Source organism: Cyanobium gracile PCC 6307, assembly GCF_000316515.1.
Classification (GTDB): domain Bacteria; phylum Cyanobacteriota; class Cyanobacteriia; order PCC-6307; family Cyanobiaceae; genus Cyanobium; species Cyanobium gracile.
Genome location: NC_019675.1, coordinates 2,564,320 through 2,588,649 on the forward strand (window position 1 = coordinate 2,564,320; position 24,330 = coordinate 2,588,649).

The 24,330-nt window shown below is 69.6% G+C and carries 30 protein-coding genes and 1 pseudogene; 15 read left to right on the plus strand and 16 right to left on the minus strand.

The features are described from left to right. Window positions 1-81: 81 nt before the first annotated feature. Entirely contained in the window at window positions 82-360 is a 279-nt protein-coding gene (locus CYAGR_RS17880) for a hypothetical protein (protein WP_043325846.1), read from the plus strand. After that, a complete protein-coding gene (locus CYAGR_RS12440; protein ID WP_015110177.1) occupies window positions 360-851 on the plus strand; it encodes a GLTT repeat protein in 492 nt (163 codons plus the stop codon). The genes CYAGR_RS17880 and CYAGR_RS12440 overlap by 1 nt, the downstream gene beginning before the upstream one ends. Before the next feature lie 2 nt (window positions 852-853). On the opposite strand, the gene CYAGR_RS12445 is transcribed toward CYAGR_RS12440, so the two are convergent. The 3 genes from CYAGR_RS12445 to CYAGR_RS12455 are packed head-to-tail and all read right to left on the minus strand — an operon-like array spanning window position 854 to window position 2,597. After that, entirely contained in the window at window positions 854-1,339 is a 486-nt protein-coding gene (locus CYAGR_RS12445) for a GNAT family N-acetyltransferase (RefSeq protein WP_015110178.1), read from the minus strand. Next, the gene (locus CYAGR_RS12450) at window positions 1,336-1,773 is read right to left on the minus strand and encodes an OsmC family protein (protein WP_015110179.1); all 438 of its coding nucleotides are present in this window, start codon (window positions 1,771-1,773) and stop codon (window positions 1,336-1,338) included. The genes CYAGR_RS12445 and CYAGR_RS12450 overlap by 4 nt, the downstream gene beginning before the upstream one ends. Then, window positions 1,770-2,597: a sulfite exporter TauE/SafE family protein gene (locus tag CYAGR_RS12455; RefSeq protein ID WP_015110180.1), complete on the minus strand. Its 828-nt coding sequence runs from the start codon at window positions 2,595-2,597 to the stop codon at window positions 1,770-1,772. Before CYAGR_RS12455 ends, CYAGR_RS12450 begins: the two co-directional genes overlap by 4 nt. Before the next feature lie 195 nt (window positions 2,598-2,792). On the opposite strand from CYAGR_RS12455, the gene CYAGR_RS12460 reads away from it, so the two are divergent. The 3 genes from CYAGR_RS12460 to CYAGR_RS12470 are packed head-to-tail and all read left to right on the plus strand — an operon-like array spanning window position 2,793 to window position 4,433. Next, complete coding sequence (locus CYAGR_RS12460) at window positions 2,793-3,137, plus strand: ArsR/SmtB family transcription factor (protein WP_015110181.1); 345 nt, start codon at window positions 2,793-2,795, stop codon at window positions 3,135-3,137. Between the two features lie 4 nt (window positions 3,138-3,141). Beyond that, complete coding sequence (locus tag CYAGR_RS12465; protein WP_015110182.1) at window positions 3,142-3,726, plus strand: cytochrome b/b6 domain-containing protein; 585 nt, start codon at window positions 3,142-3,144, stop codon at window positions 3,724-3,726. Beyond that, window positions 3,726-4,433, plus strand: coding sequence for a molybdopterin-dependent oxidoreductase (locus tag CYAGR_RS12470; protein ID WP_015110183.1), 708 nt, complete (start codon window positions 3,726-3,728; stop codon window positions 4,431-4,433). Before CYAGR_RS12465 ends, CYAGR_RS12470 begins: the two co-directional genes overlap by 1 nt. A gap of 15 nt (window positions 4,434-4,448) precedes the next feature. On the opposite strand, the gene CYAGR_RS12475 is transcribed toward CYAGR_RS12470, so the two are convergent. Next, window positions 4,449-4,952, minus strand: a complete 504-nt coding sequence (locus CYAGR_RS12475) for a DM13 domain-containing protein (RefSeq protein WP_015110184.1) — start codon at window positions 4,950-4,952, stop codon at window positions 4,449-4,451. Window positions 4,953-5,109: 157 nt separating this feature from the next. Here CYAGR_RS12475 and CYAGR_RS18515 point away from each other — a divergent pair, with 157 nt between their 5' ends. From CYAGR_RS18515 to CYAGR_RS12495, 4 genes are read left to right on the plus strand one after another with little or no spacing between them, the layout of a single operon-like run. After that, window positions 5,110-5,727, plus strand: coding sequence for a hypothetical protein (locus tag CYAGR_RS18515; RefSeq protein ID WP_015110185.1), 618 nt, complete (start codon window positions 5,110-5,112; stop codon window positions 5,725-5,727). Then, window positions 5,724-6,305, plus strand: coding sequence for a sigma-70 family RNA polymerase sigma factor (locus CYAGR_RS12485; RefSeq protein WP_015110186.1), 582 nt, complete (start codon window positions 5,724-5,726; stop codon window positions 6,303-6,305). Before CYAGR_RS18515 ends, CYAGR_RS12485 begins: the two co-directional genes overlap by 4 nt. After that, complete coding sequence (locus CYAGR_RS12490) at window positions 6,302-7,003, plus strand: anti-sigma factor domain-containing protein (protein WP_015110187.1); 702 nt, start codon at window positions 6,302-6,304, stop codon at window positions 7,001-7,003. The genes CYAGR_RS12485 and CYAGR_RS12490 overlap by 4 nt, the downstream gene beginning before the upstream one ends. Window positions 7,004-7,006: 3 nt before the next feature. Next, window positions 7,007-7,705 carry a cupin domain-containing protein gene (locus tag CYAGR_RS12495; protein ID WP_015110188.1) on the plus strand — a complete coding sequence of 233 codons (699 nt, stop codon included), beginning with the start codon at window positions 7,007-7,009 and terminating at the stop codon, window positions 7,703-7,705. A gap of 7 nt (window positions 7,706-7,712) precedes the next feature. On the opposite strand, the gene CYAGR_RS12500 is transcribed toward CYAGR_RS12495, so the two are convergent. The 8 genes and pseudogenes from CYAGR_RS12500 to CYAGR_RS12530 all read right to left on the minus strand — a co-directional run bounded on the left by CYAGR_RS12500 (window position 7,713) and on the right by CYAGR_RS12530 (window position 13,275). Further along, window positions 7,713-8,549: a metal ABC transporter permease gene (locus CYAGR_RS12500; protein WP_015110189.1), complete on the minus strand. Its 837-nt coding sequence runs from the start codon at window positions 8,547-8,549 to the stop codon at window positions 7,713-7,715. A gap of 197 nt (window positions 8,550-8,746) precedes the next feature. After that, window positions 8,747-8,959, minus strand: a complete 213-nt coding sequence (locus tag CYAGR_RS12505; RefSeq protein ID WP_015110191.1) for a hypothetical protein — start codon at window positions 8,957-8,959, stop codon at window positions 8,747-8,749. Between the two features lie 279 nt (window positions 8,960-9,238). Further along, window positions 9,239-9,607 (minus strand): AbrB family transcriptional regulator, encoded by a 369-nt coding sequence (locus tag CYAGR_RS12510; RefSeq protein ID WP_015110192.1) that lies wholly within the window; start codon window positions 9,605-9,607, stop codon window positions 9,239-9,241. A gap of 68 nt (window positions 9,608-9,675) precedes the next feature. Beyond that, window positions 9,676-10,908: a mechanosensitive ion channel family protein gene (locus CYAGR_RS12515; protein WP_015110193.1), complete on the minus strand. Its 1,233-nt coding sequence runs from the start codon at window positions 10,906-10,908 to the stop codon at window positions 9,676-9,678. Continuing rightward, entirely contained in the window at window positions 10,905-12,212 is a 1,308-nt protein-coding gene (locus CYAGR_RS12520) for an extracellular solute-binding protein (RefSeq protein WP_015110194.1), read from the minus strand. The genes CYAGR_RS12515 and CYAGR_RS12520 overlap by 4 nt, the downstream gene beginning before the upstream one ends. A 9-nt stretch (window positions 12,213-12,221) precedes the next feature. Beyond that, window positions 12,222-12,617 carry a hypothetical protein gene (locus CYAGR_RS19265; protein ID WP_083891397.1) on the minus strand — a complete coding sequence of 132 codons (396 nt, stop codon included), beginning with the start codon at window positions 12,615-12,617 and terminating at the stop codon, window positions 12,222-12,224. 128 nt (window positions 12,618-12,745) lie between these two features. After that, window positions 12,746-13,006: pseudogene (locus CYAGR_RS19510) on the minus strand (SAM-dependent methyltransferase); the annotation flags it as partial. 14 nt (window positions 13,007-13,020) lie between these two features. After that, on the minus strand, window positions 13,021-13,275 hold the full coding sequence (locus CYAGR_RS12530; protein WP_015110195.1) for a hypothetical protein: 255 nt from the start codon (window positions 13,273-13,275) through the stop codon (window positions 13,021-13,023). Window positions 13,276-13,337: 62 nt separating this feature from the next. Between CYAGR_RS12530 and CYAGR_RS12535 the strand changes: the two genes are divergently transcribed. Further along, on the plus strand, window positions 13,338-13,823 hold the full coding sequence (locus CYAGR_RS12535; RefSeq protein WP_015110196.1) for a hypothetical protein: 486 nt from the start codon (window positions 13,338-13,340) through the stop codon (window positions 13,821-13,823). Here CYAGR_RS12535 and CYAGR_RS12540 read toward each other — a convergent pair. Next, window positions 13,738-15,075, minus strand: a complete 1,338-nt coding sequence (locus CYAGR_RS12540; RefSeq protein WP_015110197.1) for a ScyD/ScyE family protein — start codon at window positions 15,073-15,075, stop codon at window positions 13,738-13,740. The two genes, CYAGR_RS12535 and CYAGR_RS12540, sit on opposite strands and share 86 nt — an antisense overlap. A 131-nt stretch (window positions 15,076-15,206) precedes the next feature. Between CYAGR_RS12540 and CYAGR_RS12545 the strand changes: the two genes are divergently transcribed. Next, on the plus strand, window positions 15,207-15,851 hold the full coding sequence (locus CYAGR_RS12545; protein WP_015110198.1) for a 2OG-Fe(II) oxygenase family protein: 645 nt from the start codon (window positions 15,207-15,209) through the stop codon (window positions 15,849-15,851). 16 nt (window positions 15,852-15,867) lie between these two features. On the opposite strand, the gene CYAGR_RS12550 is transcribed toward CYAGR_RS12545, so the two are convergent. The 3 genes from CYAGR_RS12550 to CYAGR_RS12560 are packed head-to-tail and all read right to left on the minus strand — an operon-like array spanning window position 15,868 to window position 18,964. After that, window positions 15,868-17,244, minus strand: a complete 1,377-nt coding sequence (locus tag CYAGR_RS12550; RefSeq protein WP_015110199.1) for a lysophospholipid acyltransferase family protein — start codon at window positions 17,242-17,244, stop codon at window positions 15,868-15,870. Between the two features lie 50 nt (window positions 17,245-17,294). Further along, a complete protein-coding gene (locus tag CYAGR_RS12555) occupies window positions 17,295-17,804 on the minus strand; it encodes a hypothetical protein (RefSeq protein WP_015110200.1) in 510 nt (169 codons plus the stop codon). Continuing rightward, on the minus strand, window positions 17,801-18,964 hold the full coding sequence (locus CYAGR_RS12560) for a DUF2157 domain-containing protein (protein ID WP_015110201.1): 1,164 nt from the start codon (window positions 18,962-18,964) through the stop codon (window positions 17,801-17,803). The genes CYAGR_RS12555 and CYAGR_RS12560 overlap by 4 nt, the downstream gene beginning before the upstream one ends. Window positions 18,965-19,606: 642 nt before the next feature. Between CYAGR_RS12560 and CYAGR_RS12565 the strand changes: the two genes are divergently transcribed. From CYAGR_RS12565 to CYAGR_RS12580, 4 genes are all read left to right on the plus strand, one after another. Continuing rightward, the gene (locus CYAGR_RS12565) at window positions 19,607-21,961 is read left to right on the plus strand and encodes an arylsulfatase (RefSeq protein WP_043325852.1); all 2,355 of its coding nucleotides are present in this window, start codon (window positions 19,607-19,609) and stop codon (window positions 21,959-21,961) included. Between the two features lie 5 nt (window positions 21,962-21,966). Beyond that, complete coding sequence (locus CYAGR_RS12570) at window positions 21,967-22,635, plus strand: hypothetical protein (RefSeq protein WP_015110203.1); 669 nt, start codon at window positions 21,967-21,969, stop codon at window positions 22,633-22,635. 192 nt (window positions 22,636-22,827) lie between these two features. Then, the gene (locus CYAGR_RS12575; protein WP_043325854.1) at window positions 22,828-23,490 is read left to right on the plus strand and encodes a DUF47 domain-containing protein; all 663 of its coding nucleotides are present in this window, start codon (window positions 22,828-22,830) and stop codon (window positions 23,488-23,490) included. Between the two features lie 89 nt (window positions 23,491-23,579). Next, window positions 23,580-24,308 carry an inorganic phosphate transporter gene (locus CYAGR_RS12580; RefSeq protein ID WP_015110205.1) on the plus strand — a complete coding sequence of 243 codons (729 nt, stop codon included), beginning with the start codon at window positions 23,580-23,582 and terminating at the stop codon, window positions 24,306-24,308. The last annotated feature ends 22 nt before the right edge of the window (window positions 24,309-24,330 follow it).

A 24,330-nucleotide genomic window follows, 5' to 3' on the forward strand; every position in this document is an offset into this window, starting at 1 on the left:
TCTCCAGCGGCGACAATCCCTGGGCTCCCGGCGACCACAGCCCCAGAGGCCGCCCCTGCAAGAATGATTGTGGTTTCTCGAATGACCGTGGCTCGGCTCCGGCCTCCCTTCGTCTCCCTCCCCCTGGCCACTGCCGCGGGCCTCTTCGCCGGCCTCCTGGCCGCCCTGGGCGGCGCCCCTGCCCTGGCACAGCAGCCCGGCCATGGCGCCCAGAAGGCGGTGTTTGCCACTAAGGCGGAAGCCGAAGCCGCCGCCAAGCACTTCAACTGCACCGGGGCCCACCAGCACGGCAACCAGTGGATGCCCTGTGCCACCCATGGCGAAACCAAGGGCGGGTCGTCCGGCCACGGCTCCCACTGATGCCTGATCCGGACGCGCCGGAGACCCCTCCCACCGGCGGCCCCCCTCCCTCAAGTGGCCCCTCAGCCTGCGGTGGCCGGCCGAAGATCGTGGCCATCGGCATCGCCCCCCTGGGCATCATCTCGATCGGCATCGTGCCCATGGGGGTGATCAGCATCGGCGTCGTGCCGATGGGCGTGCTGAGCCTGGGGGCGGTGGCGATGGGGGTGATCAACGCCTCCGTGGTGGGGATGGGCATCCTCATCGCCGGCGTCAACGTGATGGGCGTCTGGTGGGTGGGGATGGAAGGGATGGGGCCCTACCGGCTGGGAAGCCCGAGCGGCCAGGTGCACCACCACAGCCGTGACCACGACCAAAGCCAGGGCCAGCAGAACCTCTACGCCTATCCCAGCCGCGAAGAAGCCCTGAGGAAGGCGAAGGAACTCGGCTGCGAAGGGGCCCATGCCATGGGCTCCCTCTGGATGCCCTGCGCGGAACATCCGACCCCCTGAACTCAGGCCAGGGTCTTGAACATCACCAGGGCATCCACCTCCCCCAGGCGGGGATGGCGGAAGGCCCCCGGCAGCCGGCCGATGGTGCGGAAGCCGTTGCGACTCCAGGCGGCCACGCCGGCGGTGTTGGTGCTCACCACCAGGTTGAACTGCATCGCCGTGAAGCCCCGCCGCCGGGCCTCCTCCTGGGAGTGGCGGCAGAGGGCATGGCCCACCCCCCGGCCCCGGGCGGCTTCGGCCACCACATAGCCGGCGTTGGCCACGTGAGCCCCCAGGCACGGCTGGTTGGGCCGCAGATAGTAGGTGCCCAGGATCGTGCCGTCCGCATCGGTGGCCACGAAGGTGGCGGCGACGGCCCCCACCCAGGCCTGACGGGCGGCGTCGCTGTCGATGGCCGGGTCGTGGGGGAAGGTTTCGCCGGCCCGGAACACCGGTTCCAGCACCGCCCACACCGCCGGCCAGTCGCCAGGTTCGTACGCCCGGATCATCCCGCCGCTTGCACCACGATCGATTTGGTCACCGTACCGGGCAGATTCCGCGACACCGGGCAGACCTTCATGCGTCGCTCCAGAAAGGCCCGGCTGGGCTCATCCAGCTCGGGTGTCGGCGCCCCGTCGGCTGCCTCCAGCCGCACCTGGAAGCTGCCGTCCACCGCCTCGATCATCCAGTCGGCGGAGGCCGTCACGCTGAGGATTCCGTCCACCGCGGCCAGGGGCAGATGCCGCTCGGCGGCGTTGGCCACCAGGTAGTGGTGCTGGCAGAGCAGCAGCGACAGCAGGTAGAGCCGGAAGCCGGGGGTCCGCAGGCTGGGCTCCAGCGGCTGCCAGGGCTCCTGCGCACCGTTGCGGACATCGACGCTGAGGCTGTCACCGGCGACCCCGTGGCGGCTGTGCAGGCGGAACTGGAACAGGAGGTGGGTCATCGCTGGAGGGAAACGGCGTGGGTGGGGGGACTGGCGGCGCTGGGGCTGCGCTGGCGCTGGACGGCTTCGGCACCCGTGAGCAGGGCCGAACCGACCAGCAGGGCGGCGAAGCCCTGGCGCAGGTGCCGGTCGGAGAGGTGGGGGGCCAGGGCCTGGCCGCCGATGGCGCCCACCAGGCCGCCACCGATCAGGGGGGCCAGCAACGGCAGGCCGGCCGCCGGCCAGTGCCCGAGGGCCCCCAGGGCCACCAGGCTGTTGGTGGCGATCAGCACCAGGCTGGTGCCGCTGGCCAGGGGCATCGGCAGACCGGCCAGCAGCACCAGGGCGGGCACGATGGCGAAGCCGCCGCCCACGCCGGCGATGCCGGTGAGCAGGCCCACCAGTACCCCCTGGCCCGCCAGGGCCACGACCCCACCGGGCCGCCGGGATTCGCTGGCCTGTCTGCCGCCCCCGGCGCCGCGCCGCCGGCGTGAGAGCAGCCAGGCGGCCACCAGGGCGGCGACGGCGAACACGGCCAGCTGCACCGGCTCCGGGATCAGCCCCTGCTTGACGAGGGAGCCGCCGATCCAGCTGCCGGCCAGGGCCGGCAGCCCCAGGACCAGGGCGGGCCGGGGCGCCACCTGGCGCCGCCGCAGGTAGGGGCCGGCGTTGGCCACCGCCAGCAGGGTCACCGCCAGGAGCGAAAGGGGCACCGCCTCACGGGTGGTCAGTCCGGCGCCGCTGATCAGCAGGGGCAGCAGCAGGATCGAGCCGCCGGCCCCGAGCACCGCCAGCAGGAAGCCGATCAGGGCACCCCCGCCGGCCATCAGCAGCAGCAGGGCCATGCTCAAGGCCGTCCCCCCTGCCGGGCCCGTGCGGCATGGCGTGGCGATAAGGGAACGGCGGGCATCGAGGCGGAATGGTCGGCTGACTATGACTATACACGCATACAACGGCAAAAGAGTGAAAAGCTGCTGCCGTCTGCGCCCCATTGGCGGGAACGGCGCTGCATAATGTCTCTAGCGTCATAGTGAGCAGTCATGGGGGTTGTCGGCCCCGGATCGATTCCCAGCCCGGAGCTGCTGGAGGAGTTCAGCCAGTTCTTCCGGCTGCTGAGCGAGCCCGCCCGGCTCCAACTCCTCTGCCATCTGCGCCAGGGTTCCTGTGATGTCGCCTCCCTGATCGAAGCCACCGGGTTCAGCCAGTCCCACATCAGCCGCCAGCTTTCCCAGCTGCTGCGGGCCGGCCTGGTGAGCTGTGAGCGCGACGGGGTCCGACTTATCTACCGGGCCGACGCCGAACTGGTGGAGGAGCTCTGCGACTTGGTCCAGAAGCGCATGAAGCAGCGCCTGCAGCAGCAGCTTGACCAGCTCCAGACCGCCTGAGGCCATGGGCCCCCATCCCCTGTGGACCAGGGCTTTCCACGGGTTCAACCTGCTGGTGCTGCTGCTGATGGCCGCCAGCGGCCTGGAGATCTACAACGCCAACCCGGTGTTCGGCGGCCGGGCGGGGGCGACCGTGCCCGAGTGGCTCACCCTCGGGGGCTGGCTGGCCGGCGGCCGCGACTGGCACTTCGGCGTCATGGGGCTGTACGCCGCCAACCTGGGGCTCTGGATCGGCCTGCTGCTGCATCGGCGCCAGCGGCGCCTGGCCGACGGCGGCGATCTGGGCACCCTGCGCCGCAGCGCCAGTCCCCCAAGGCGCCGCCTGGCCAGCCACCGGATCACCTACACCCTGATGCTGATCGTGCTGGCCTTCAGCCTGATCACAGGCCTGGCCATGTACAAGCCGGCCCAGCTGTGGTGGCTGGTGTCGCTGTTCGCCGTCGCCGAACCGGCCGGCTTTTCCAGCTGGCAGACGCTGCGGGTGTGTCACCTGGCCACCATCCCCGCCATCGCCCTGCTGCTGGTGGCCCACGTGGGGCTCTCCTGGCGGGTGGGCGGCCTGCGGCTGCTGCGGCGCATGGCCCTGTGATGGGCAGCGCCGATCTTCCCGGCCGTCGCCGCGCCCTCGGCCTGCTGCTCTCCGGCGGCTCCTCCCTGCTGCTGGGCGGCTGTGGCCTCAACCGCTGGAGCGGGACGGTGGGCGAGGCCACCCAGCCGCTGAACGAGCGGATCGAGGCCCTGCTGCAGAGGAAGGGGCCGGTGCCGGAGTTCCGGCGCAGTCAGGTGGAGCCGGCCGCCCTGCTGGTCAACAGCTTCAACGGCACGCCCAACCTCCCGCCCGAGAGCTACCGGCTCGTCGTCAACGGAGCGGTGCGCCGCCCCCTGAGCCTCGATCTGGCCGCCCTGGCCGCCCTGCCCCAGCGGGAGTGCGTCATCCGCCATGTCTGCGTGGAGGGCTGGGCGGCGATCGTCGCCTGGTCGGGCCCGCGGCTGGCCGATGTGCTGGCCCTGGCCGGCCCCTCTCCCCTCGGGGCCTATCTGGCGATCCGCTCCGCCGACCAGTACTTCGAAACCTGGGACCTGGCCTCCGCCCTGCACCCCCAGACCCTGCTCGCCACCCACATGAACGGGGCGCCGCTGCCCGTGGCCAACGGCGCCCCCGTGCGGCTGGCGAGCCCCATCAAGCTCGGCTACAAGCAGAGCAAGTGGGTCACCGGCCTGGAGCTGATGACAACCCTCGGCGACCGCCTCGGCACCTGGGAGGACAGGGGCTACGAGTGGTTCGCCGGACTGTGAGGGGCCTGGCGGCGCTCAGGGCTTGAGGGGCGCCCAGGCCATGGTGGCGTTGAACTTCTGGCACCAGATCAGCACCGATTTCTGGGCCTTGAGGTCGATCGAGGCGGGGATCACGTAGCTCTGGGATCCCTTGCTGGATTTCAGCTTCGAGAGCAGCGTGTAGCTGCCGGGCTTGAGGGGAAAGGCGGGGGCCTTGCTCATCGCCAGGGGCGTGGCGGTGGGGCTGAAGGCCACCCAGAGATCGGGGGCCATGTCGTTGGTCTTGAAGTCGCCGCTGAGGGTGAGCACCGTCTTGCCGCCCTGCTGGCTGATCGTGAAGCCACCGCTCACGGGGGCCTCCGCCTTGCGGAAGCTGCCGCTGGCCTTCGCCATGGCCTGGGCCACCGAACCGAGGGCGGGGGTGATCGGCTCGACCTGGGGGAGGCCGAGGCTGCGGGCGGGGAGGACGGTACCGGAGAAGGCTGCCGCCGCCACCAGGGTGAGGGCGCCGCTGATAACGGTGCGGGGGGAGCGGTTCATCGGAATGTGGGGGAGGGTGAGGAGGATGCGGCGGGGTGGCGGGACGCCAGGACCAGCGGGCACCAGGAGATACCGGCGGATCCCCGGATCGGATGGGGCGGCCCCCGGGTCAGGGGGTGACCATGGGGGCGCTGGCCCCCTCTCCCCGGCCTGAACGATGCAACGCTGGACGACATCGGACGGGCGACCGCGGCCGATCCCGGGCCTGCTGCCGCTGCTGCTCTACGTGCTGCTGCGGGGACTGGATGCCACCGTGCTCAAGGGTCTGCAGGACCACGGGATGGCCCATCCGGTGGGTGGTGAGAACCCGATCAGCTTCTGCAACGTCTTCTTGGCCCAGCTGATGGTGGGGCTGGCGGCCCTGATCCCAGGACGGCGCATCCTGGGCAACGACCTGGCGCAGCTGGGGCCGGGCGATCGGTGCCTGCTGGCCCTGCATGGGGGCCTGGGTCTGTTCCTCGGACCTGTGGCCGACTACCTCGCCCTGGAGTCCCTGTCGGTGATCAGCCAGACCCTGCTGAGCGCCCTGGTCTTCGGCGCCATCGCCTTGGTGCTGTTCGGACCGCAGCATTTCCTGTTGCTGCGGCTCTGGTGGGTGGTGGCGGTCCTCAGTGCCGCCCTGCTGCTGGGGGAACCACTGGGTGTCCCGGTGCTGGCCGGTGCGGCCCTGGTTCTGTGCGGGGTGTTCGTCAGCCGCCGGCCGAGCCCCATCCGATCGCGGTGTTCGCCGGTATCCGAAGGACGGCACCCCCGCCGTGCTCCTCCCCGGACGTGAACCCCTCCGACGCCGAAGCTCCCCCCCGCCGTCCACCCCTACGGGGCGCCCTCGCGGCGGCATCCGGCGAGGGCGCCGATCTGGCCGCCCTCTACGACAGCTGCAGCGGTCCGGTGTATCGCCTGGCCCTGCGGCTGTGCCGCTCGAACCAGGAGGCCGAGGACCTCACCCATGACGTCTTCCTGCGCTACTGGCAGCAGGGGCGCTACGACCCGTCCCGGGGGCCGGTGCTGGCCTATCTGCTGCTGTTGACGCGCTCGATGGCCATCAACCGGCTCAACCAGCGCGCCAACCGCTGGCAGCTGGTGCAACGCTGGTCGGAGCACCTGTTTCCAGCGGCCGTGCCCACGCCCCACGACCGTGCCGAGTCCGAGGATCTGGCCGAGAGGGTCCGGGTTGCCCTGGCGGCGATCCCCGCCAACCAGCGCCAGGTGCTGGAGATGGCCTACTACGAAGGGCTGAGCCAGTCGGCGATCGGGGCGCTGCTGGAGCTGCCCCTCGGCACCGTCAAGACCCGCGCCCGCCAGGGCCTGATCCGCCTGCGCGCCCTCCTCCACGATTCGCCCGCCCAGCCATGACACCCGACGCCATCCCCACCCCCGAGGCCGCCGGCATCGACGCCCTCCTCGCCGGCCATGCCCTGGGGGACCTCGAGGAGGCCGAGCGGGAGCAGCTGGCGCTGCTGCTGCGGGAGCGGCCCGAGCTGCGCCAGCGGCTGGAGGAGTTCAGCACCACCCTGGAGCTGCTGCCCCTGGCGCTGCCGGCCACGGCGGTCCCGCCTCCCGCGCTGCGCCGGCGCCTTCTGCAGCCCGGCTCCCGTCCGCGGCCCTGGCGCCTCTGGGTGGTGCCCTCCCTGCTGGCGGCCGGCCTGCTGGTGCTGGCCGGTGAACTGCACCAGACCCGCCAGCAGCTGGCGGGTCTGCAGCGGCAGCTGTCGCCGGCGGCCCTCACCGATCCGCGCCTGTTGCCGCTGCAGGCCGTCCAGCCCGGCCAGAAGGCGGTCGGTGAGGTGCTGGTCACCGGCAACCGCACCCACAACCTGCTGACCCTCAGCCACCTCCCCCCCCTGCCGCCGCAGCGCACCTACCGCCTCTGGGCCACCGTGGCCGGGAGGACCGTCGGTTGCGTCCATTTCGTGCCCAATGCCCGCGGCCAGGTGGCCATGCCCATCCCCCTCTCCCCCACCAGCGAGGCCAGCGCCGTCAGCGTCAGCGTCGAAGGCGACCCCAACGGCCCGGCGCCCAGGGGCCCGATGCTGCTCACCAGCTCCCTCTGATCCATGGCCCCCGCCCCCATCCCCACCCAGCTCCATGCCGATCCAGGCCAGAGGGTCGTCGTCGAAAGCGGCTCCCTGCCCTGGTATCCCTCACCCCTGGCCGGGGTGGAGCGGCGCCCGCTGGAGCGCGACGGCGGGGAGGTCGCCCGGGCCACTTCGATCGTCCGCTACGCCCCCGGAAGCCGATTCGCCCCCCATGGGCACGACGGCGGCGAGGAGTTCCTCGTGCTCGAGGGGGTCTTCTCCGACGAGCAGGGTGACTACGCTCCCGGCACCTACGTCCGCAACCCGGTCGGCTCCGCCCATGCCCCCTTCAGTGAGGCCGGCTGCACCATCCTGGTGAAACTCCGCCAGATGGATCCGGCCGACCAGACGCGGGTCGTGATCGACACCGGCTCCTCCACCTTCGTGCCCGGCCTGGTGCCCGGCCTGACCGTGCTGCCCCTGCACGGCTTCGGCACCGAACAGGTGGCCCTGGTGCGCTGGGAGCCCGGAACCCGCTTCCCCCTCCACGCCCATCCAGGGGGCGAGGAGATCTTCGTGCTTGAGGGGGTCTTCGAGGACGAGCAGGGGGCCTACCCGGCCGGGACCTGGCTGCGCAACCCGCCCGGCAGTCGCCATGCGCCCTTCAGCAGCGACGGTTGCCTGATCTGGGTCAAGACGGGCCACCTCGACCAGGGTCTGGCCGCGCCGCAGGGCTGATCGCGGTTCAGGGGGTCGCCGCCCGGCCCCGCAGCGGGGCCACCGCCAGGGCGACCAGGAAGGCCACCAGCTGGGCGATCACGACGCAGGGGCCGGAAGGCAGCGCGAAGGCGGCCGACACCAGCAGGCCGAGCACGGCGCCGCTGGCCCCCAGTCCGGCGGAGAGGACCACGTAGGTCCCGAAGCGCCGGCTCACCAGCCGCGAGGCACAGGCGGGGATGACCACGAAGGCGCTGATCAGCAGCACCCCCACCGCCTTGACGGAGATGGCCACCACCACGGCCAGCAGGACCAGGAACAGCAGCCGGTGCAGGGAGACGGCGATGCCCCGGGAGCGGGCGAGGGGTTCATCGAGGGTGAGCAGCACCTGGTCGCGCCGGGTGAGGGTGAGGTAGCCGGTGGTGACGATGAGCAGGACCCCGATCAGGGCCAGGTCGAGCCAGGTGACCCCCAGGATGTCGCCGAACAGGAGCTGCTGGATGCCGCCCTTGTAGACGCGCAGCAGGCTCAGGGCCACCACGGCCATGGCGAGCGAAGAGGAATAGACGATGTTCAGCAGGGCATCGGCCGGCAGCTTGCTGCGTTGCACCAGCTGGTTCGTCATCAGGGCGAACAGCACCGCGAAGGGGATCAGCACCAGGGTGGGATCGATGCCCAGCAGCAGGCCCAGGGTGATGCCGAGCAGGGCGGAATGGCCGAGGGCGTCGCTGAAGAAGGAGAGCTGGCGCAGCACGGCGAAGCTGCCCAGCACACCACCAAGGGCGCCGCTGAGCAGGCCGCCCAGGAGGGCCCGCTGCATGAAGGGAAGCTGCAGCAGCTCCACCAGGGTCGAAGTCCCAGCCATCGGCCCAGGGTACCCAGGGCGCCGTGCCGGGGCCTCAGGAGAGCGGGTGGGCCAGGGCCAGCTCCAGAGCCTCGACGACCAGTGCCAGGGAGGCCGCCAGCAGGGCCAGGCGGCCGGCACGGCAGAACAGCCGTGAGGTGATGACGAAACCCATCGGGATCATGGCTGTGCTCCGGTGCAGGGCAAAGGGGACGGACTCAGATGCTGGGGCGGTGCAGGGGACGCAGATCGGGCAGGGCGACGGAGAAGGCGGGGGATCCGTGGCGGGTGAGGGGCCAGCGCCGCACCCAGCAGCTGTCGGTCTCCTCGTCGATGCTGATCACCTGGTAGGTGCCGCCCTGGCGGCTGCTCAGCGCCACGAAACTGCCGGGGTGCAGGGCCGCTGCCGGGTGGGATGGGGGGTGAGGCATGGTTCGAACCACGCAGCAGCCTTCAACGTAACAGAAGGTTGCGGATTGGTTGACGATTTGCCCCGTCGTGTGCATTCCAAAGCACAGGGCACGGGCCCCGAAGACACGTAGCCCCCCTCGAGCATGACCCGAGGGGGGCTACTTTGCGAAGCGATGGGGAGTTGATCAATCTCCCCGGCCCCGCACCTTTGTTTTAGATCGGAAGCGACGGCTACAGCGCTGAGCCGCACATAGCTTCACGTGCCGGCTGCCGCCGAGCGCTGGTCAGGCGTCGTCGGCTCACTCGTCGTCGTCGGAGCCGCCCACGGGAACCAGTCGGATCGCCTTGCGACCGAGCTTGATCTCGAATTCATCGCCCGGCTCGAGGCCCAGCATCGCGGTGTAGGCCTTGCCCACCAACAGGTTGCCATTGAACTGGACCTTGGCGGTATAGCCGAGCTTGCGGCCGGCCTTGGTGGCCGCCTTGCCGACGCCGTCGCCGAGGTTGATTCCCTTGGCATCGAGAAGGGCCTCGTAGAAGGCCGTGAAGTTCAGGCGCTCGTTGCCGTCCTTCTTGGTGCTCACGTAGCCGCAGCTGCGCACCAGATCGGACTTCGAAGCATCGCCCAGCTCTTTTACCTTGGCGAGCAGATCGGCACCTTTGAGCATGATGCAATGGCGGTTGGTATTGTCCGAAATTCTACAACTCGGGCCTGCGATCGCCAGTCGGGCCAGGTTCAGCTCTTCGGGGGACCCTCCACCCGATACTGCACCTGCTGGGGGAAGGGGATCTCGATGCCCCTTTGCTGGAAAGCCTTCCAGACAGCCGCCTGGACTTCGCTGCAGATCGACACGTTATCCATCGGGTTGGCGATCCAGAAGCGCAGGGCGTAGCTGATCGAGGATTCTCCGTATCCGAGCAGCAGTGCCTTCGGTGCCGGGGTGGGCAGAACGCGAGGCTGGCTGCGGGCGATGTCCTCCAGTAGGGCGATCACGTCATTGGGATCGTGGTGGTAGGCCGCGCTCACCAGCACCTGGGTGCGGCGCAGGGTGTCGCTGCCCGTGTAGGTCACGGTGGTGGTGGTGAAGAACATCTGATTGGGGATCACCAGTTCGGCGTTGTCCCGATTGCGCCAGAGCACGGCGGCCCGCAGGCCGAGGCTGCGCACCTCGCAGGGATCGCCATCAATGACCAGAACTTCGCCGGGCCGCACCGATCCCTCACACAGCAGCCAGAGGCCGCTGACGAAATTGGAGAAGACTTCCTTGATGCCGAATCCGAGGCCCACCGAGAGGCCACCGGCCACCGCCAGGATCGCGGTGCGATTGAACCCCACATGATCGAGGGCCCAGACGATGCCGATGGACACCACCACATAGCGAATCATCAGGGCCAGGGCCCGGCGGCTGCCGTTGCTGATGCCCAAGCCGCGCTGCACCAGCCAGGCCAACCCCTGGGCCGGGGGGCCTGTGCCCATGGCCAGCACATAGACGATCACCACCGCCATGAAGAAGCTCCCCAGGGTCACCTCGGAGCCGAACCATTCGCCCAGGGGAATCAGGGCCAGATCCTGCGGGTTATCGAACACCCGGATCACCAGCAGGGCGGCGACCAGCAGGTACGCCGGGCGGATCAGGCGGGTCTCCAGCAGCTGCAACTGCTGCGGCTGGATGAAACGGCCCAGCAGCTGGCGCACGCCCCCCAGACCCAGCCAGCCCAGGTAGAGGAGCAGTCCCAGCAGCACCAGGCCGTTGGGAAGGCCACCCAACCCCAGGAGCAGCGAAAACAGGCCCAGCAGGAGGGGGACCACGACGTCGGATCGTCGCGCCAGGGGAAAGCGGGGGGCCAGCCACCGGCGAAAGACCCCCTGGCCCAGGAACACCAGCAGCAGCAGAATCACCTGCACGCGCACCTCGATGCGCTGCAGGTAGCCGAACCAGCCGGCGATCTCCATCAGCAGCAGGTTCATCGGGATCTCCCGCCGCTGAGGAGCTCGATCAGCCCCTTGAGGGCCTCCTGCTGGCTGAGGTCGTCGAAGAGGAAGCGGGTGAGCAGGGCCTGCCAGGCCTCTCGCTGTTCCTTGCTGCTTCCCTCGATCAGCCGGATCGTCGAGCGCTGCAGCGACTGCTGCCGGCCCTCCACCATGGACGCCACCACGGAGGAACTGCGCACCGGCGGCGCCACCTCCCGGTTCACCGGCAGCACGTACTGGCTGCGCAGGACGATGTCCCGCTGGTGCAGGGGGCTGACCGCGAAGCGGGCCAGGGCCATCGCCAGCTTGCGCTGGACCGGACTCGAGTTGACCCCGAAGGCCAGCACCCGCTCCCGGGTGATCGGGCTGGCGCCGCCGAAGGGCCCGGAGGGCAGGGGGGTCACGCCCAGGTTCTGGCCCAGGCTTGCCTTGACGCGGGTCAGGTTGATGCTGCGGCAGGGAATCCAGTCGAGGGTCCCGGCGGTCAGTTCCTTGAGCAGTTCCGCCTCGGTGGGGAAGAAGGTGACGTGCTGCTGCTGATCCGCCTGGCGTAGCCACCGCAGCCAGCGCGCCAGGTCCTGCCGGGTCGCGGGCGTCACCGGCTCCCTGGCCAGCAGACTGCTGAGGGCATCGATGGCCCCGAGGGGGCCCAGGGTCCAGGTCAGGCTGACCGCATCGAGGGAGAGCCCCACCTCCATCCCCTTGGCACTGAGGGCCAGCAGCTCACTCAGGGTGCCGGGGCTGCGCCGGACGCGCCGCCGATCGAAACAGGCCACCTGGGGCTGCAGCTCCATGGGGAGGCCGTTCAGCGTCCCATCGGAGCGCCGTACCCGCACCACCGAACCCGCATCCAGCTGGTTCAGCAGGGCGGGCGGGAAGGACACGGTGTCGATGAGCCTCTCCCTGGCCAGATCACGGGCGGTGGATTCGTTCACCAGCAGCAGATCCGGGCTCAGACCGGTGCTGTTGCGCAGTCGCAGTTCGGTGGGCAGGCTCTCCTCGGGGAACACCTCCACCTGGAGCCGGACCTTGGGCTGCAGGGTGCGGAACGTGCTCTGCAACATGGCCGTACGTGAGCGGATCTCCTTCTGCAGTTCGCCGTCGATGGCATCTCCACTGACACCGACCGCGATGTAGAGGGTGCCCTCGAGGGGGCGCAGGATCGGCTGCAGTGGCCGCCCGTGGCAGGCCGCCAGGGAGGCCAGCAAGGGGATGGCGAGGCCCGTCGCCAGCACCCGGATGACGGCCCGCCGCCGGCCCTGGCCGGGCGGGGTGGGGGAGTGGTGGAGTTGGGGAATCACAGGCGGAGGTTAGGGGCCTTCCCCGCGGCGGGCCCGCAGGGCCAGGACGGTGGGGCCCACCCAGTAGGCCCCTGGATCCAGGCGCGCCCTGGCCATGGCCGCGGCCGCATCGGCGGCCTCCTCGGTCGACCAGCGACCCTGGCGGATCAGCTCCCGCCCGTAGAGGGTCACGAAGTGCTCCAGCCACTGGGCCCAGGGGTCACCCCCCCGCCCCAGCACCGGCAGGGGCTGCAGTTCCTCGATCCCGAAGCCCCGCGCCGCCAGCAGTCCGGGCAGGCGCCGGTTGACGTCCGGGTCGCCGCCGGCGCCTCGGAAGCTGGCGATGGCGGCGTCGCGGAAGCGGACGATCGCGGCGCCATCGGGATGGAGGCCGAAGGTGTTCCAGTGGACGTATTCGTGGGCCACCAGGCCAGATCGAAGTCGCCGGTTCCGAGCCCGGGAGCGCCCTGGCCGGGCGCAGCCGTGACCGCGGGATCCCCGAGGTCCACCGCCAGCACCTCCAGCTGGCGCAACCCCTCCCGTGCCGCCGCCCCCCGGGCCGCCGCCACATAGGCCCCACTGCGCTCGAGGGCCAGCACCCGGCCGCCGGGGCCGACGAGGCGGGCCAGATCGAGGGCGCAGAAGCCTGGCCCCGCCCCGAGATCGAGCACCCGCTGGCCCGGTCCGTGGCCGGCCCGCTCCCGGGCGGCCATGGCGGCCGGTCGCCACAGCGTGTGCTGCCGCCTCAGCCGCTCCTGCTCCTCCGGTTCGGTCCCCAGGACGTAGGTGTCCGCTGCCGTGTCGCCTGAGCTCATCGGCCGGGCGCCGCTCAGTCTTCGGGGTAGAGCAGTTCGGCGAGTTCGTCGGGATCCACGTCGTAGACGCGGGCCAGGGTGGTTTCGATGGCGCTGGTCACCACGTCCGGCAGGAAGCGCATCGCGTTCAGGGCGTCGTCGGCGATGTCGTCCGTGAGGACCTTGTCGCCCCCCAGCTTCTCGTCGTTGATCACGGCCATCACCCAGCTCTGGTAAGCGGTGACGAGATCGGCGAACTCGAGCTCAGGATCGTTCAGATCGAGGGCCATCGGGCGTCTCCAGGGACGGTCGTTGCCCCTGCAGTTTGCCGCCTGGCCGCCAGGATGGCCGGATGGATCAGGAACCCCTGCCATCGGTGGCCTCCCTGCAGGGCACCCTGTTCGACTTCGCCATCGCCGAGCTGGTGCGCCAGCACCGGCAGAGCTTCCCGCCCCTGTGGACGGCGGAGAGCTGGGCCAAACTGCTCATCTGGCTGGCCCTGAGCTGCGGCTGCTCCGGCGACGCCCGCGCCCTGGAGGCCTTCGCGGTCGCCCTTGGCCCGGCGCTCACCGCGCGGATGCGGCGGCTGTTCTTCGAGCGCGAGCTCCCCGACCTCAACCTGCGGGTGATGGCGGATCCGGCCGAGCAGCAGGTGCTGCTGCTGCCGCTGGAGGTCGGGCCTGTGCCCGGCGCCGGCGCCCCGCAGGCCATCGCTCCGGAGCGGGTGGCCGCCGCCCTCGAGGCCGTGGGCCTCAGCCCCCTGGTGTCGCCCGATCGCCTCCGCTGGCAGCCGCTGGAGGCGCTGGTCGCTGTGCCCTGGCGGAACGGGCCTGGTTGAGGCCACCGCAGCGGCGGCGCAGCCGCCGGGCCTGGGCGAAGGCGACGCCGACACCGAGCAGGGGCAGGGGGCCGGGCGCCGGCACCGGGGTGAGGGCGAGCAGCTCGCCGTTCACCCCGTCGCCATCGTTGGCCACGTAGATCGTGCCGTCGCGGCCGACGGCCAGGCCCGTGGGGCTGACCAGGTCATCGAAGATCGTGCGGACGCTGCCATCAAGGCCCAGCTTCAGGACGCTGCCCGACGGGGGGCCAAAAAAATCATCGCTGTACTGCAGCAGGTAAAGCGCATCATCCGGACCGGCCGCGATGTCGATCAGGTTGCTGAAGCCCCCCGCGAACTTGGTCACCGGGTTGATGAAGTCGTAGCGGAACACATCGGCGCTCCCGGGGGCAAAGGGAAAGCCGGAGAGCTGGGTGATGTACAGCGCCCCGTCGGGGCCGATGGTCATGCCGGTGGGCACGGCCTGGGCAGGGAACTCGGGGGGCAAGGGGAAGGGCAGCGGCGGGGTGCTGACGAGCTCCTCCGGGAACACGTTCACCAGCGAGACCTGGTTGGCAGCGTCGGCCTTCACCAGGCTGTTGCCGCCGGAATCAGTGACGTAGGTGTCATCCCCGCGCACCACCAGGGCGAAGGGATTGCTGTTGAGATCCTTGCCGTCGGGGTTCTGGGTCGCTTCGAAACCGGCGATGTCGGCCAGGGGGGTGAGGCTGCCGGCGGTCAGGTCGATGGCGACCGTCTTGCCGAAGAGGGGGCTGCCGGCGGCGGGAATCAGGGTGGGGTTGGCACCGAAGCCGAAGACCCCGAACAGCTGGCCGGAGCCGTTGAAGGCGAGGTCCGCCAGGCCCGTTCCCTCAGGGAACAGGGGGGAGGACTGGACCGCCAGGGAGGGCAGGTTGGTGAGGGCCCTGGAATAGATGTTGGTGGAGCGATCGAACAGACCGACGGCCCCGGTGGTGTCGTAGCAGAGGGTGTTGCCGCTGCCGGCGACGAGGCAAGGGCCGTCGCCGCCCCGGCCCGCCTCGCTGAGCACGAGGTTGCCGTTCGGCGCGATCGTCAGTCCCCGCGGATTCTCCAGCCCCGTCACCAGGGTCCGGGCCCGGTACGGGGCGGCGTCGGCGGCGGCGCCCGCCGCCAGCAGGCCGGCGCCGGCCCAGGCCCCCAGGGCCAGGCCAAGCAGCCCTTGGCCCGACAGCCCATGGCCAGGTCGGAGCGGGCGTTGGCGGGAGGCGGTGGTCCGCGGCGACGGCGTCATCGGCAAGACGGTCTGAGAGACGTCAGGCGGCACTCTGCCGATCCTGTAGGCCCCGTCAAGACGCCGAGGACACCCCCGATGGACGTCGGGCCAGCGTTCTAGGTTTCTTGTCCGAGAGGGTCTGGGCGCGGATGCGGCTGATCGCCAGCTTCGAGGATCCCGGCTATGGGGCCCTGGCCGATGCGGCGATGGCCTTCTTTGACCGCCGCACCGACCTGCAGCGCCGCGGGGTCGCCTTCTCCTTCGGCGGCGAACCGGGCGACGGCGCAGAGGCGGATCCCGGCAAGATCTCCACCGACATCAGCCTGGTGTGGATCGACCGCTCCGACCCGGAAGCCCAGGGCCTGGCGGACGTGATCATGCGCGGCGTCTCCGCCGGTCTGAAGCGTTACTTGGCCGAGCGGCCCCTGTTCCTCTCCTGCTGTCCGGAGCGCTCCCTGTTCGTCAACCCGATCTTCAACCTGCAGCGTTACGCGCCGGGGGAGGGGTTCTACAGCTGGCACTGCGACTGGAACACCAGCGATGAGGCCACCGAGCCGATCCGCCGCGTCCTGGCCTGGATCCTTTACCTCAACACCGTCCCCGACGGCGGCACCGAATTCCACTGGCAGGATCACCACGAGGAGGCCGTCAAGGGCAAGCTGGCGATCTTCCCCGCCGGCCTCTCCCATCTGCACCGGGGCCGCGTCAGCCAGACCCACACCAAGACCATCGCCACCGGCTGGATCAATGCCGGCACGCTCGATGCCTACGTGACGCGCCTCGCCGCCGGCTGAGGCCCCGTTCCAGCGGTCAGTCCAGGGGCGACGGCACGATCAGCCGCTCCAGCCGCAGCTGCAGCTCATCGGTGAGGGCCTGCACCGCCCGGCGCCGATCCCGGCGGTAGTCGGCGAGGCGCCCATCCACCACGATCGGCCGGTCGATGCTGATCCGCACCTTCCGCCGGCCGAGCCGGGGGCGCTGGTTGGCGGTGTGGCCCTGGATCCGGCACTGGGTGTCCCAGAGCAGCAGCAGGGTGTCGGCGAAGCGCTCCTGGCTCGGCCGCTCCCGCACATAGCTGCCGCTCACGGCGACAAAGGACTCCACCACGCGCATGTGCCACAGCTGGGCCCCGGTCTCCTCCGCCAGCCGGTCGGCCAGGGCCCCGGCCAGGGGGCTGGGGGGCTCACTGCCCGGGGGCCGGGCGGGGTAGAGCCGGTCCCAGCCGGCCTGCTCCAGGCGCCGGCAGCGGTCGGTGAGGCTGCCACAGGGCTGCATGCCGAAGGACTGCTCCACCCGCCGCAGGGCCAGATCCATCAGCCGCTGCAGCCGGGGTCCGAAGGCGGGCTCCGGCTCAGCGGTGGCCGCGGCGGGAACCCACTCCTCGGGCAGGGCCAGGTGCACCTTGTCGCGGTAGAAGGCCTCCATCTGCTCGAGCATCCGCTCCCCGAGGCGCACCAGTCGCCCATGCAGCCGGGAGGGGTCAAGGTCGTGGCCGGGATCGGGGGCCAGGCCGGCCCCCTCCTCCAGCCGGCAGAGCAGGGCCTCGATCGCCCCCCAGACCGGCTTGATGAAGGTGTACTGCAGGCCGATCGGCAGCAGATCCATGCGTTCGTGGCGTCCGGCGTCCGCCAGGTCGGCCGCCGTCCAGAAGGCGAGCTGGGCGGTGCCGGGCTCCAGGGGGCTGAGGCGTTCGTTGTGGCCGTTGGTGGCCCCCTCCGGCGCCAGGGCGAAGGGGTGGGGTCCCTCCAGCAGCAGCTTCCGGGCCGTGCGCAGGGCGGGCAGATCCAGCTTGCTGCGCTGGATCGAGGCGCCCCCCAGGTGGGTGAACAGCCACCCCATGGTCGGCCCGGCCCAGAGGGGGATGCCGCGGTCGAACAGGAACTGGCCGGTGGGGGCCGGATCGAAGCGCAGGCCCTGCCGCCGGCCGGCCCGGGCCAGCTCCACCCACAGCAGCCGGGCCATGCTCAGGGGATCGTCGAGACTCGGGTGCCGGAAGGCGAGCAGCAGCCGGCTCTCCCCGGCCTGGAAGGAGCGCATCGCCTCCACCAGCGTGGCCATGCCCTCCACCTCCACCGCCGCGATCCGGCAACGCCAGCGCAGCCAGAGCGGCAGCACCAGCCGGCCGAGTGCCAGCACCCGACCATCCAGGCGAGGGGGCAGAAACTCCAGCGGCGGGGCGGTGGCCATCGGCGGACGTTAGGCGGGCTGCCCGGGTCAGGCTGTGTCCAGGGCCAGCCTCAGCGCAGCTCCAGGGGGGTGATCGGCCCATGGCCGCGCTGCACCCCCAGCCGGATCGGCCGGGGCGGACCCTGCCCCGGCAGGGTCACCTCCACCCAGAGCTGCTCGCCGGCCGGCCGGCGGGAGGGATCCGCCACCCCGGGCGGGATGAAGTAGGCCACCGACGGTCCGAGGCGCCAGCGTTCGCCCTGCGGCGTCGCCGGCAGGCTCCGGAAGCGGGGGGTGGCGGGTCCGGCCAGCTCGGCCCGCACCCGGGCGGCCTCGCTGCGCAGCACCAGCCGCTCCCCCGACCAGGGCCTGGGCTGGCCGGCCGGCACCTCGGGGGCCGGCACCAGCAGGGCCAGGTTCACGTAGCGCCCCCGGATCGGCAGGTAGGGATCCACCGGCTCGCTCAGGATCCAGCCCCGGGGCCGGGTGGCCCGATCCAGCAGCAGCTGGCCCCCCAGGCTCAGCAGCAGTCCGCCCTGCAGCAGGGCCACCAGCAGGCCGCGCGCCGGCGCGGGAATCATGGGGCCCCCCTGCCGATGGCCCGGGCCACGAGCCGGCGGCGCAGCAGCTCCAGGCCCCAGCCGCCGCCGAGGAACAGCACCCCCAGGCCGATGAGGCTGGCGGAGCGCCCCAGGCTGTCCATCACCTGGGACACGTAGAAGGCCAGCACGTCGATGGCGATCAGGGCGGCGCCGAGGTTGACCCGCTCGGAGCGGCCCTCCATCACGCCCCAGGCCACCAGCAGCAGGCCGCCGACCGCCCACCACAGATAGGTGAAGACGCCGGCGTCCTGGTGGGTGGACCAGGCCAGAGCCACCCCCGGCAGCAGCCAGCCGATCGCCACCGCCAGGGGCCAGGCGCGCCGGCCCCGCAGGCGCAGGCCCAGCAGCAGGGGGGTCCCGAGGGCGACGGCCCAGCCGACGAGCGCCAGGGGCAAAGGCAAGGGCTCGGTGCGGGGAGCGCCGTGGCTGACCAGCTGCCAGAGCAGACCCGTTGGCAGCAGGCCCAGCCCGCCGAGCCAGAGCAGCACCCGCCGCGGCGCCGGGGCGGCGCCTGCCCCGGTCGGCGCCGCCAGATAACAGAGGCTGAGCAGCAGCAGGCCCGCTGCCGGTGCCAGCCCGGCCGTCGGATCCTCGGATCCCCGCTGCAGTCCCTCGCTGGCGGCGTCGACGGCCCGCTGCCATTCACCGACCAGCCAGGCCGGCCCCAGCAGGGCCAGCAGCGCCAGCTGGGGCCACTGGCGCAGCAGGCCCCAGCCGAGGCCCGCGCCGATGGCCCAGAGCAGCAGCCCCAGGGGCCAGTGGGCCTCGAGGTGGAACAGCTGGCCCGCCAGGAACAGGCCCGCCCCGAGCGTCACCGTGCCGACGCCGTGCAGGCTCACCGCCAGGGGCGGGAATCGGCGCTCCACGGCGGCGGCGCCCCCGTGCAGGCCCACCACCAGCGCCAGCAACAGGCCGAAGCGCTGGCCGGGCCCGAGGGCCGCCCAGTGGGTGGTGACGAACAGCAGCAGCCCGGCGGCCACCAGCACGCCGCCCAGAGCGACGGCCACCAGCACCGGCACCCGCAGCCGCCGGGGGCCGGGCTGGGCCCTCTCCCAGGCCCGGATGGCCTCGGCGCCGGTGGGGTCGATCAGGCCCGCCTGCCGCCAGCGCTCCAGCCGTGATTCCCAGCCGTCAGCCATGGGTTGAGGCTAGGAGGAGTGGCGTTTTGCGACCACGGGCCCACGACCCGCGCCTCCCCCCTGTGCTTGCCAAGAACCTCGCCCACACTCACACTCACACTCACACTCACACTCACACTCACACTCACACCCACACCATCGCCATTGGCTGGAGCAACGCGGGCAGGCGGGAGGTCGACCTCGCCCTGCTCGCTGCCTCCTGAGAGCCATGGGTCAATCGGGCTTGTTCAGATGCATGGCCTGTCACCCCATTCCGTAGCCATCGAACTCTCCCCCAGCCTCCTGGTGACTCAGGGTGAGCACACAACGATCCACTGCGGAAAACACTGAAGTCCGCAGCCAGAAGTTCAGATCATTCCAGGCCCGAATCCTTGTGCAAGCCACGAAATGCTCGCAATCGGATCCGTATTCTGATCACCAACACCAGGGTCAACCTGGCGATGACCACAGCATCGATCCGCAGGCTTCTTGCTGTGCCATTCGCATGCCTCACGCCCCCTTCCGACAAGGTGACGAGACAAGGGGCCGGCTGAGATGGCAGCGCGGGAGGATGTTTACAACGATTTCGCGGGCCATGGGCTAGCTGCCCAGGAGGCTCTGATTAGCGTTCTGAACAAGACCACTGCCGCTGAGACGTCCCCGATGCCCCTCAACGAATACAAGCCCGGCACCGCCTTCCCCGGTGTGATCGGCCGCACCGCCGATGTGTCGACCCCGGCCTGGCCCGAGCCCAACCGAGCGAAGGAGGGTGCGCCGAACGTGCTGTACATCGTTCTGGACGACACAGGCTTCGGGCAGCTCGGCTGCTACGGCAGTCCGATCGCCACGCCGCATCTGGATGCACTGGCGGCCGATGGGCTGCGCTACAGCAACATGCACACCACGGCGCTCTGCTCGCCGTCACGCTCCTGCATGCTCACAGGGCGCAACCACCATTCCAACGGGCTGGCCTGCATCACCGAAGGGTCGATGGGCTACCCAGGCTCCAACGGCTACATCCCGTTCGAGAACGGCTTCCTCTCCGAGATTCTGCTGCAGAAGGGCTACAACACCTATGCCGTGGGCAAGTGGCACCTCACCCCTGCGGAGGCCACCTCCGCCGCCGGACCCTACGACCGCTGGCCCCTTGGACGAGGTTTTGAGCGCTTCTACGGCTTCCTCGGCGGCGACACGCACCAGTACTACCCCGAGCTGGTGCGCGACAACACTCAGGTGGAACCTGAGAAAACTCCGGAGCAGGGCTATCATCTCACGCCGGATCTGGTGGAGAAGGCGAAGGCGATGATCGCCGATGCCAAGCAGGTGGCGCCGAACAAGCCCTTCTTCATGTACTTCTGCACCGGCGCCATGCATGCGCCCCACCATGTGCCGAAGGAATGGGCCGACAAATACAAGGGTCAATTCGACGACGGCTGGGACGCCTACCGCGAGAAGACGTTCGCCCGCCAGAAGGCGCTGGGACTCATTCCCCCGAACACCACTCTCTCCCGCCACGATCCCGACGTGCAGGACTGGGCCTCTCTCTCGGACGATGAGCGCCGGTTGTATGCCCGCATGATGGAGGTGTTCGCCGGCTTCCTGGAGCACACCGACCACTACATCGGCGAGCTGATCGCGTTCCTCAAGGATCTGGGCGAATACGACAACACCCTGATCATGGTGATCTCCGACAATGGCGCCAGCTCCGAGGGCGGACCTACCGGATCGGTGAACGAGGGCAAGTTCTTCAACAACGTGCCGGAAAACCTGGAGCAGAACCTGGCCGCCATCGACGACATCGGCGGACCGAAGTACTTCAACCACTACCCCTGGGGCTGGACCCATGCCGGCAACACCCCCTTCCGCCGCTGGAAGCGGGAGACCTACCGGGGCGGCACCAGCGATCCCTTCATCGTGAGCTGGCCGAAAGGCATCAATGCCAGGGGGGAGATCCGCAGCCAGTACGCCCATGCGATCGACATGGTGCCCACCGTGCTCGATGCCCTGGGAATTGAGGCGCCCACCACCATCCGGGGGGTGACCCAGAGCCCGATCGAGGGCTTCAGCCTGGCCTCCTGCTTCAACGATGCCACCGCGCCGAGCCTGCATCTCACCCAGTACTTCGAGATGTTCGGCCATCGCTCCCTGTATCACCAGGGCTGGCGTGCGGTCTGCCCCTGGCCCGGACCCTCCTTCAGCGAATCGGGCCGCAGGTTCGGCGATCCCATCTCCTACGACCAGCTGATCCAGCTCGACGCCCACGGCTGGGAGCTCTACAACCTCGAGGAGGATTTCGCCGAAACCAACAACCTGGCCGCCACGGAGCGAGACCGCCTGATCGCCATGATCGGCATGTGGTACGTGGAGGCCGGCAAGTACAACGTGCTGCCGATCGATAGTCGCGGTACTCAGCGTTTCGGGGTGGAGCGCCCTCAGATCGCCGCCGATCGACAGCGCTACATCTATTACCCAGGAACCCAGGTGGTGCCGACCAACGCGGCCCCCAGGGTGATGAACCGGCCCCACTCGATCTCGGTGGAGGCCGTGGTGCCCGAAGGCGGAGCCGATGGGGTGTTGTTCAGCATGGGGGGCAACGACGGTGGTTTTGCGTTCTACGTGCAGAACGGCCTGCTCACCTACGGCTACAACTATGTGGCCGACAGCCACTTCCGCATCACGTCCACGGCGTCGATTCCCAGCGGCCATCACATCTTCAGCGTGGAGTTCACCCCCACGGGTCCGGCCGACATCGCCAACGGCAAGGGCACCCCGGCGGCGATCAAGCTGTTCGTGGATGGCCAGACCGTGGGTGAGGGCCATCTGCCGGTCACGATTCCCCTGAGCCTGGGCTTGGCGGCGGGGGCGGCGGTGGGCGCCGATCCCGGCTCACCCACCATGCCCGATTACAAGCCACCCTTCGCTTTCACCGGCACGGTGACGCGGGCGATGGTGGATGTGACTGGCACATCGGTGGAGTCGCAGGAAGAGAAGATGCGCATGATCCTGGCGCGGCAGTAGTCGGCATGACCCAGAGCAAGCCAGTCAAATCCCTGCGCATCGAACTGCGCTGGTCCGCTGCGCTCGCGGTGGTCGTCCTCTGGGCGCTGGAGAGGGGGCTGCCGAGCCGGTTCCGGCTCCTTCCTGTCGGCTTCGACTTCATCATCTTCGCCACCGTTCTGATCCCGATGCTGGCCGTCGGACTGACGGCCGGTCGCCGCAGCTGGTTGCGCATCGAGCGCGTCACCACCTGGCTCTTCGTTGCTGTCGTGGGCGGCATCACGCTGGCGAATCTGGCTGTACTGATTCAGGAGATGCTGTTCGGCCGAGGACAGCTCGATGCCATCGAGCTGCTCGCCTCCGGCATCGCGATCTGGGTCTCCAACGTGGTCACGTTCTCTCTGGCGTTCTGGCATGTCGATCGAGGTGGCCCCGAGGCGAGGCTCAATTGTCTGCCCATTCGTGCCGACTGGTTCTTTCCCCAGGAGGGGGTGCCCGATGCCGTCCGCCCGGACTGGCGCCCCACCTTCATCGACTACCTGTTCCTGGGCTTTTCGACGGCGACGGCCTTCAGCCCCACCGGGGCCATCCCACTCAGCGCCCGGGCCATGCTGCTGATGATGCTGGAAAGCTCCATCTCCCTGCTGACCATCGCCGTGATCGCGGCGAGGGCCATCAACATCCTCGGCACGTGAGCCCAGGGCCACGAAGATCGATCCCGATTTGAGCCCATAGGGCAACTGCCGGTTCGGGATTGGCTTGTCCGCCGTCACCCGGCGGCTGCGGTGCCGCAGGCTGAGGTTGCAACGAACCTTCAGCAGGCGTGCAGGCGGTGAGCCACGCCCCCTACTCTGCAAGGGCGCATGACGCGTTTGAGGGTGAGGCAAGTGTCCAGCGAAACCCCACCGCTATTCGGTAAAACCAGGTTTCTGGTTGGGCTGATCGATGAGTTTCTCGACAAGATCTCCGAGGGTGTGATCGTCGTCGAGATCGGGATCAAGGCCTATCTCACCACCAGTGAAGGGCCGGAGATCTGCCTGGAGAAGCTGAATCAGATCATTGAGATCAAGCGCAGTTGCAGTGAACTGAGGCGCACGATTGTCACGATGCTCTACACCGAGATGCTGCTGCCCGATGCCCGCGGCGACGTGCTGAGCTTGCTCGGCAGCCTGTTCGAACTGCTCGACGAGATGGGCGACAACTTCCAGGAGCTGATGATCGTTCAGCCGCGCGGCCTGCCGAAATTCGGTCAGGATTTCGCCGATCTCACCGCCATGGCGATTCGCTGCGTGCAGGCCGTGGTGGTGGCGGCCCGCATGTTCTTCCGTATGCCGGCTGCTGTGCGTGACCACATCAACGAAGTGCGGGTGTTCGAGGATGAAACCGACAAGCTCGCCTGGCGGACCAAGCGCAGGATTTTTGCCACCGAACTCAGCTTTGAGCAACGTTCCCAGCTGCGGGAGGCTGTGGCCATGATCGACTCCCTGGCTGACAAGGCGGAGAACATCGGCGACGACCTCTCGATCTTCGCGATCAAGCGCTCGCTCTGAGCAGGAGCTTCCACGGTGTCCCTGATCGTCACCCTGATTTTCCTCTCCAGCGGTCTGTTCCTCGGCTGGTCGATGGGGCGATCTTCGCGATGCTGCTTTACAAGCTGCTGGTGGAGTGGATCCGCCTCAGTCAGCCCCACCTGCTCTCCCTCGATCGCAACACCCGCACCGGTCTGATCCTGGCGGGCATCTTCGGCTCCTATGCGATCGGCGCCAACGGCATCGGCAACGTGATGGGCTTCTTCGTGGAGGCCTCACCCTTCCGTGACCTCACCGTTGGACGCTTCAGTGTTTCGTCAGTGGAGCAGCTGTTTCTGATCGGCGCCATCGCCGTGGCCGTGGGCGTGTATACCTACTCACGACGCGTGATGATGACTGTGGGCGACGGCCTGTTGGCCCTCTCGCCGCTGGCTGCCTTCGTGGTGGTCGTGTCCCATTCGTTAGTGCTGTTCCTCTTCTCCTCCACGGCGCTGGAGAGCCTGCTGGCGAGCCTGGGCCTGCCAACGATTCCGCTGTTGCCAGTGTCGGGATCGCAGGCAGTGGTCGGTTCGGTGCTCGGCATCGGCCTGCTGCAGGGTCTCAAGGGGGTGCGCCAGATTCGCTGGGGGGTTCTTGGAGGGATCGCCTCCGGCTGGGTCACCACGCCACTGATCGCGGCGGTGATCGGCTTCGTGCTGTTGTTCGTGGTGCAGAACGTCTTTGGCCAGGAGGTCTTCCTCCCCCACGACCCTGGACTGACGCCATCGGCGATCGAGTCCAGCAGTGGTGCCGCCTTGCTCCCTGTGGCAGGAATGACTTCGGGCCTCACGCCGCCCTGAATGGCCTCTTGTTCGGCGGCAT

What these genes read in the sequence shown, in the direction of transcription:
- CYAGR_RS17880 (WP_043325846.1), top strand. Translation starts at nt 82, where the DNA reads ATGACCGTGGCTCGGCTCCGGCCTCCCTTCGTCTCCCTCCCCCTGGCC.
- CYAGR_RS12440 (WP_015110177.1), top strand. Translation starts at nt 360, where the DNA reads ATGCCTGATCCGGACGCGCCGGAGACCCCTCCCACCGGCGGCCCCCCT.
- CYAGR_RS12445 (WP_015110178.1), bottom strand. Translation starts at nt 1,339, where the DNA reads ATGATCCGGGCGTACGAACCTGGCGACTGGCCGGCGGTGTGGGCGGTG.
- CYAGR_RS12450 (WP_015110179.1), bottom strand. Translation starts at nt 1,773, where the DNA reads ATGACCCACCTCCTGTTCCAGTTCCGCCTGCACAGCCGCCACGGGGTC.
- CYAGR_RS12455 (WP_015110180.1), bottom strand. Translation starts at nt 2,597, where the DNA reads ATGGCCCTGCTGCTGCTGATGGCCGGCGGGGGTGCCCTGATCGGCTTC.
- CYAGR_RS12460 (WP_015110181.1), top strand. Translation starts at nt 2,793, where the DNA reads ATGGGGGTTGTCGGCCCCGGATCGATTCCCAGCCCGGAGCTGCTGGAG.
- CYAGR_RS12465 (WP_015110182.1), top strand. Translation starts at nt 3,142, where the DNA reads ATGGGCCCCCATCCCCTGTGGACCAGGGCTTTCCACGGGTTCAACCTG.
- CYAGR_RS12470 (WP_015110183.1), top strand. Translation starts at nt 3,726, where the DNA reads ATGGGCAGCGCCGATCTTCCCGGCCGTCGCCGCGCCCTCGGCCTGCTG.
- CYAGR_RS12475 (WP_015110184.1), bottom strand. Translation starts at nt 4,952, where the DNA reads ATGAACCGCTCCCCCCGCACCGTTATCAGCGGCGCCCTCACCCTGGTG.
- CYAGR_RS18515 (WP_015110185.1), top strand. Translation starts at nt 5,110, where the DNA reads ATGCAACGCTGGACGACATCGGACGGGCGACCGCGGCCGATCCCGGGC.
- CYAGR_RS12490 (WP_015110187.1), top strand. Translation starts at nt 6,302, where the DNA reads ATGACACCCGACGCCATCCCCACCCCCGAGGCCGCCGGCATCGACGCC.
- CYAGR_RS12495 (WP_015110188.1), top strand. Translation starts at nt 7,007, where the DNA reads ATGGCCCCCGCCCCCATCCCCACCCAGCTCCATGCCGATCCAGGCCAG.
- CYAGR_RS12500 (WP_015110189.1), bottom strand. Translation starts at nt 8,549, where the DNA reads ATGGCTGGGACTTCGACCCTGGTGGAGCTGCTGCAGCTTCCCTTCATG.
- CYAGR_RS12505 (WP_015110191.1), bottom strand. Translation starts at nt 8,959, where the DNA reads ATGCCTCACCCCCCATCCCACCCGGCAGCGGCCCTGCACCCCGGCAGT.
- CYAGR_RS12510 (WP_015110192.1), bottom strand. Translation starts at nt 9,607, where the DNA reads ATGCTCAAAGGTGCCGATCTGCTCGCCAAGGTAAAAGAGCTGGGCGAT.
- CYAGR_RS12515 (WP_015110193.1), bottom strand. Translation starts at nt 10,908, where the DNA reads ATGAACCTGCTGCTGATGGAGATCGCCGGCTGGTTCGGCTACCTGCAG.
- CYAGR_RS12530 (WP_015110195.1), bottom strand. Translation starts at nt 13,275, where the DNA reads ATGGCCCTCGATCTGAACGATCCTGAGCTCGAGTTCGCCGATCTCGTC.
- CYAGR_RS12535 (WP_015110196.1), top strand. Translation starts at nt 13,338, where the DNA reads ATGGATCAGGAACCCCTGCCATCGGTGGCCTCCCTGCAGGGCACCCTG.
- CYAGR_RS12540 (WP_015110197.1), bottom strand. Translation starts at nt 15,075, where the DNA reads ATGACGCCGTCGCCGCGGACCACCGCCTCCCGCCAACGCCCGCTCCGA.
- CYAGR_RS12545 (WP_015110198.1), top strand. Translation starts at nt 15,207, where the DNA reads ATGCGGCTGATCGCCAGCTTCGAGGATCCCGGCTATGGGGCCCTGGCC.
- CYAGR_RS12550 (WP_015110199.1), bottom strand. Translation starts at nt 17,244, where the DNA reads ATGGCCACCGCCCCGCCGCTGGAGTTTCTGCCCCCTCGCCTGGATGGT.
- CYAGR_RS12555 (WP_015110200.1), bottom strand. Translation starts at nt 17,804, where the DNA reads ATGATTCCCGCGCCGGCGCGCGGCCTGCTGGTGGCCCTGCTGCAGGGC.
- CYAGR_RS12560 (WP_015110201.1), bottom strand. Translation starts at nt 18,964, where the DNA reads ATGGCTGACGGCTGGGAATCACGGCTGGAGCGCTGGCGGCAGGCGGGC.
- CYAGR_RS12565 (WP_043325852.1), top strand. Translation starts at nt 19,607, where the DNA reads ATGCCCCTCAACGAATACAAGCCCGGCACCGCCTTCCCCGGTGTGATC.
- CYAGR_RS12570 (WP_015110203.1), top strand. Translation starts at nt 21,967, where the DNA reads ATGACCCAGAGCAAGCCAGTCAAATCCCTGCGCATCGAACTGCGCTGG.
- CYAGR_RS12580 (WP_015110205.1), top strand. Translation starts at nt 23,580, where the DNA reads ATGCTGCTTTACAAGCTGCTGGTGGAGTGGATCCGCCTCAGTCAGCCC.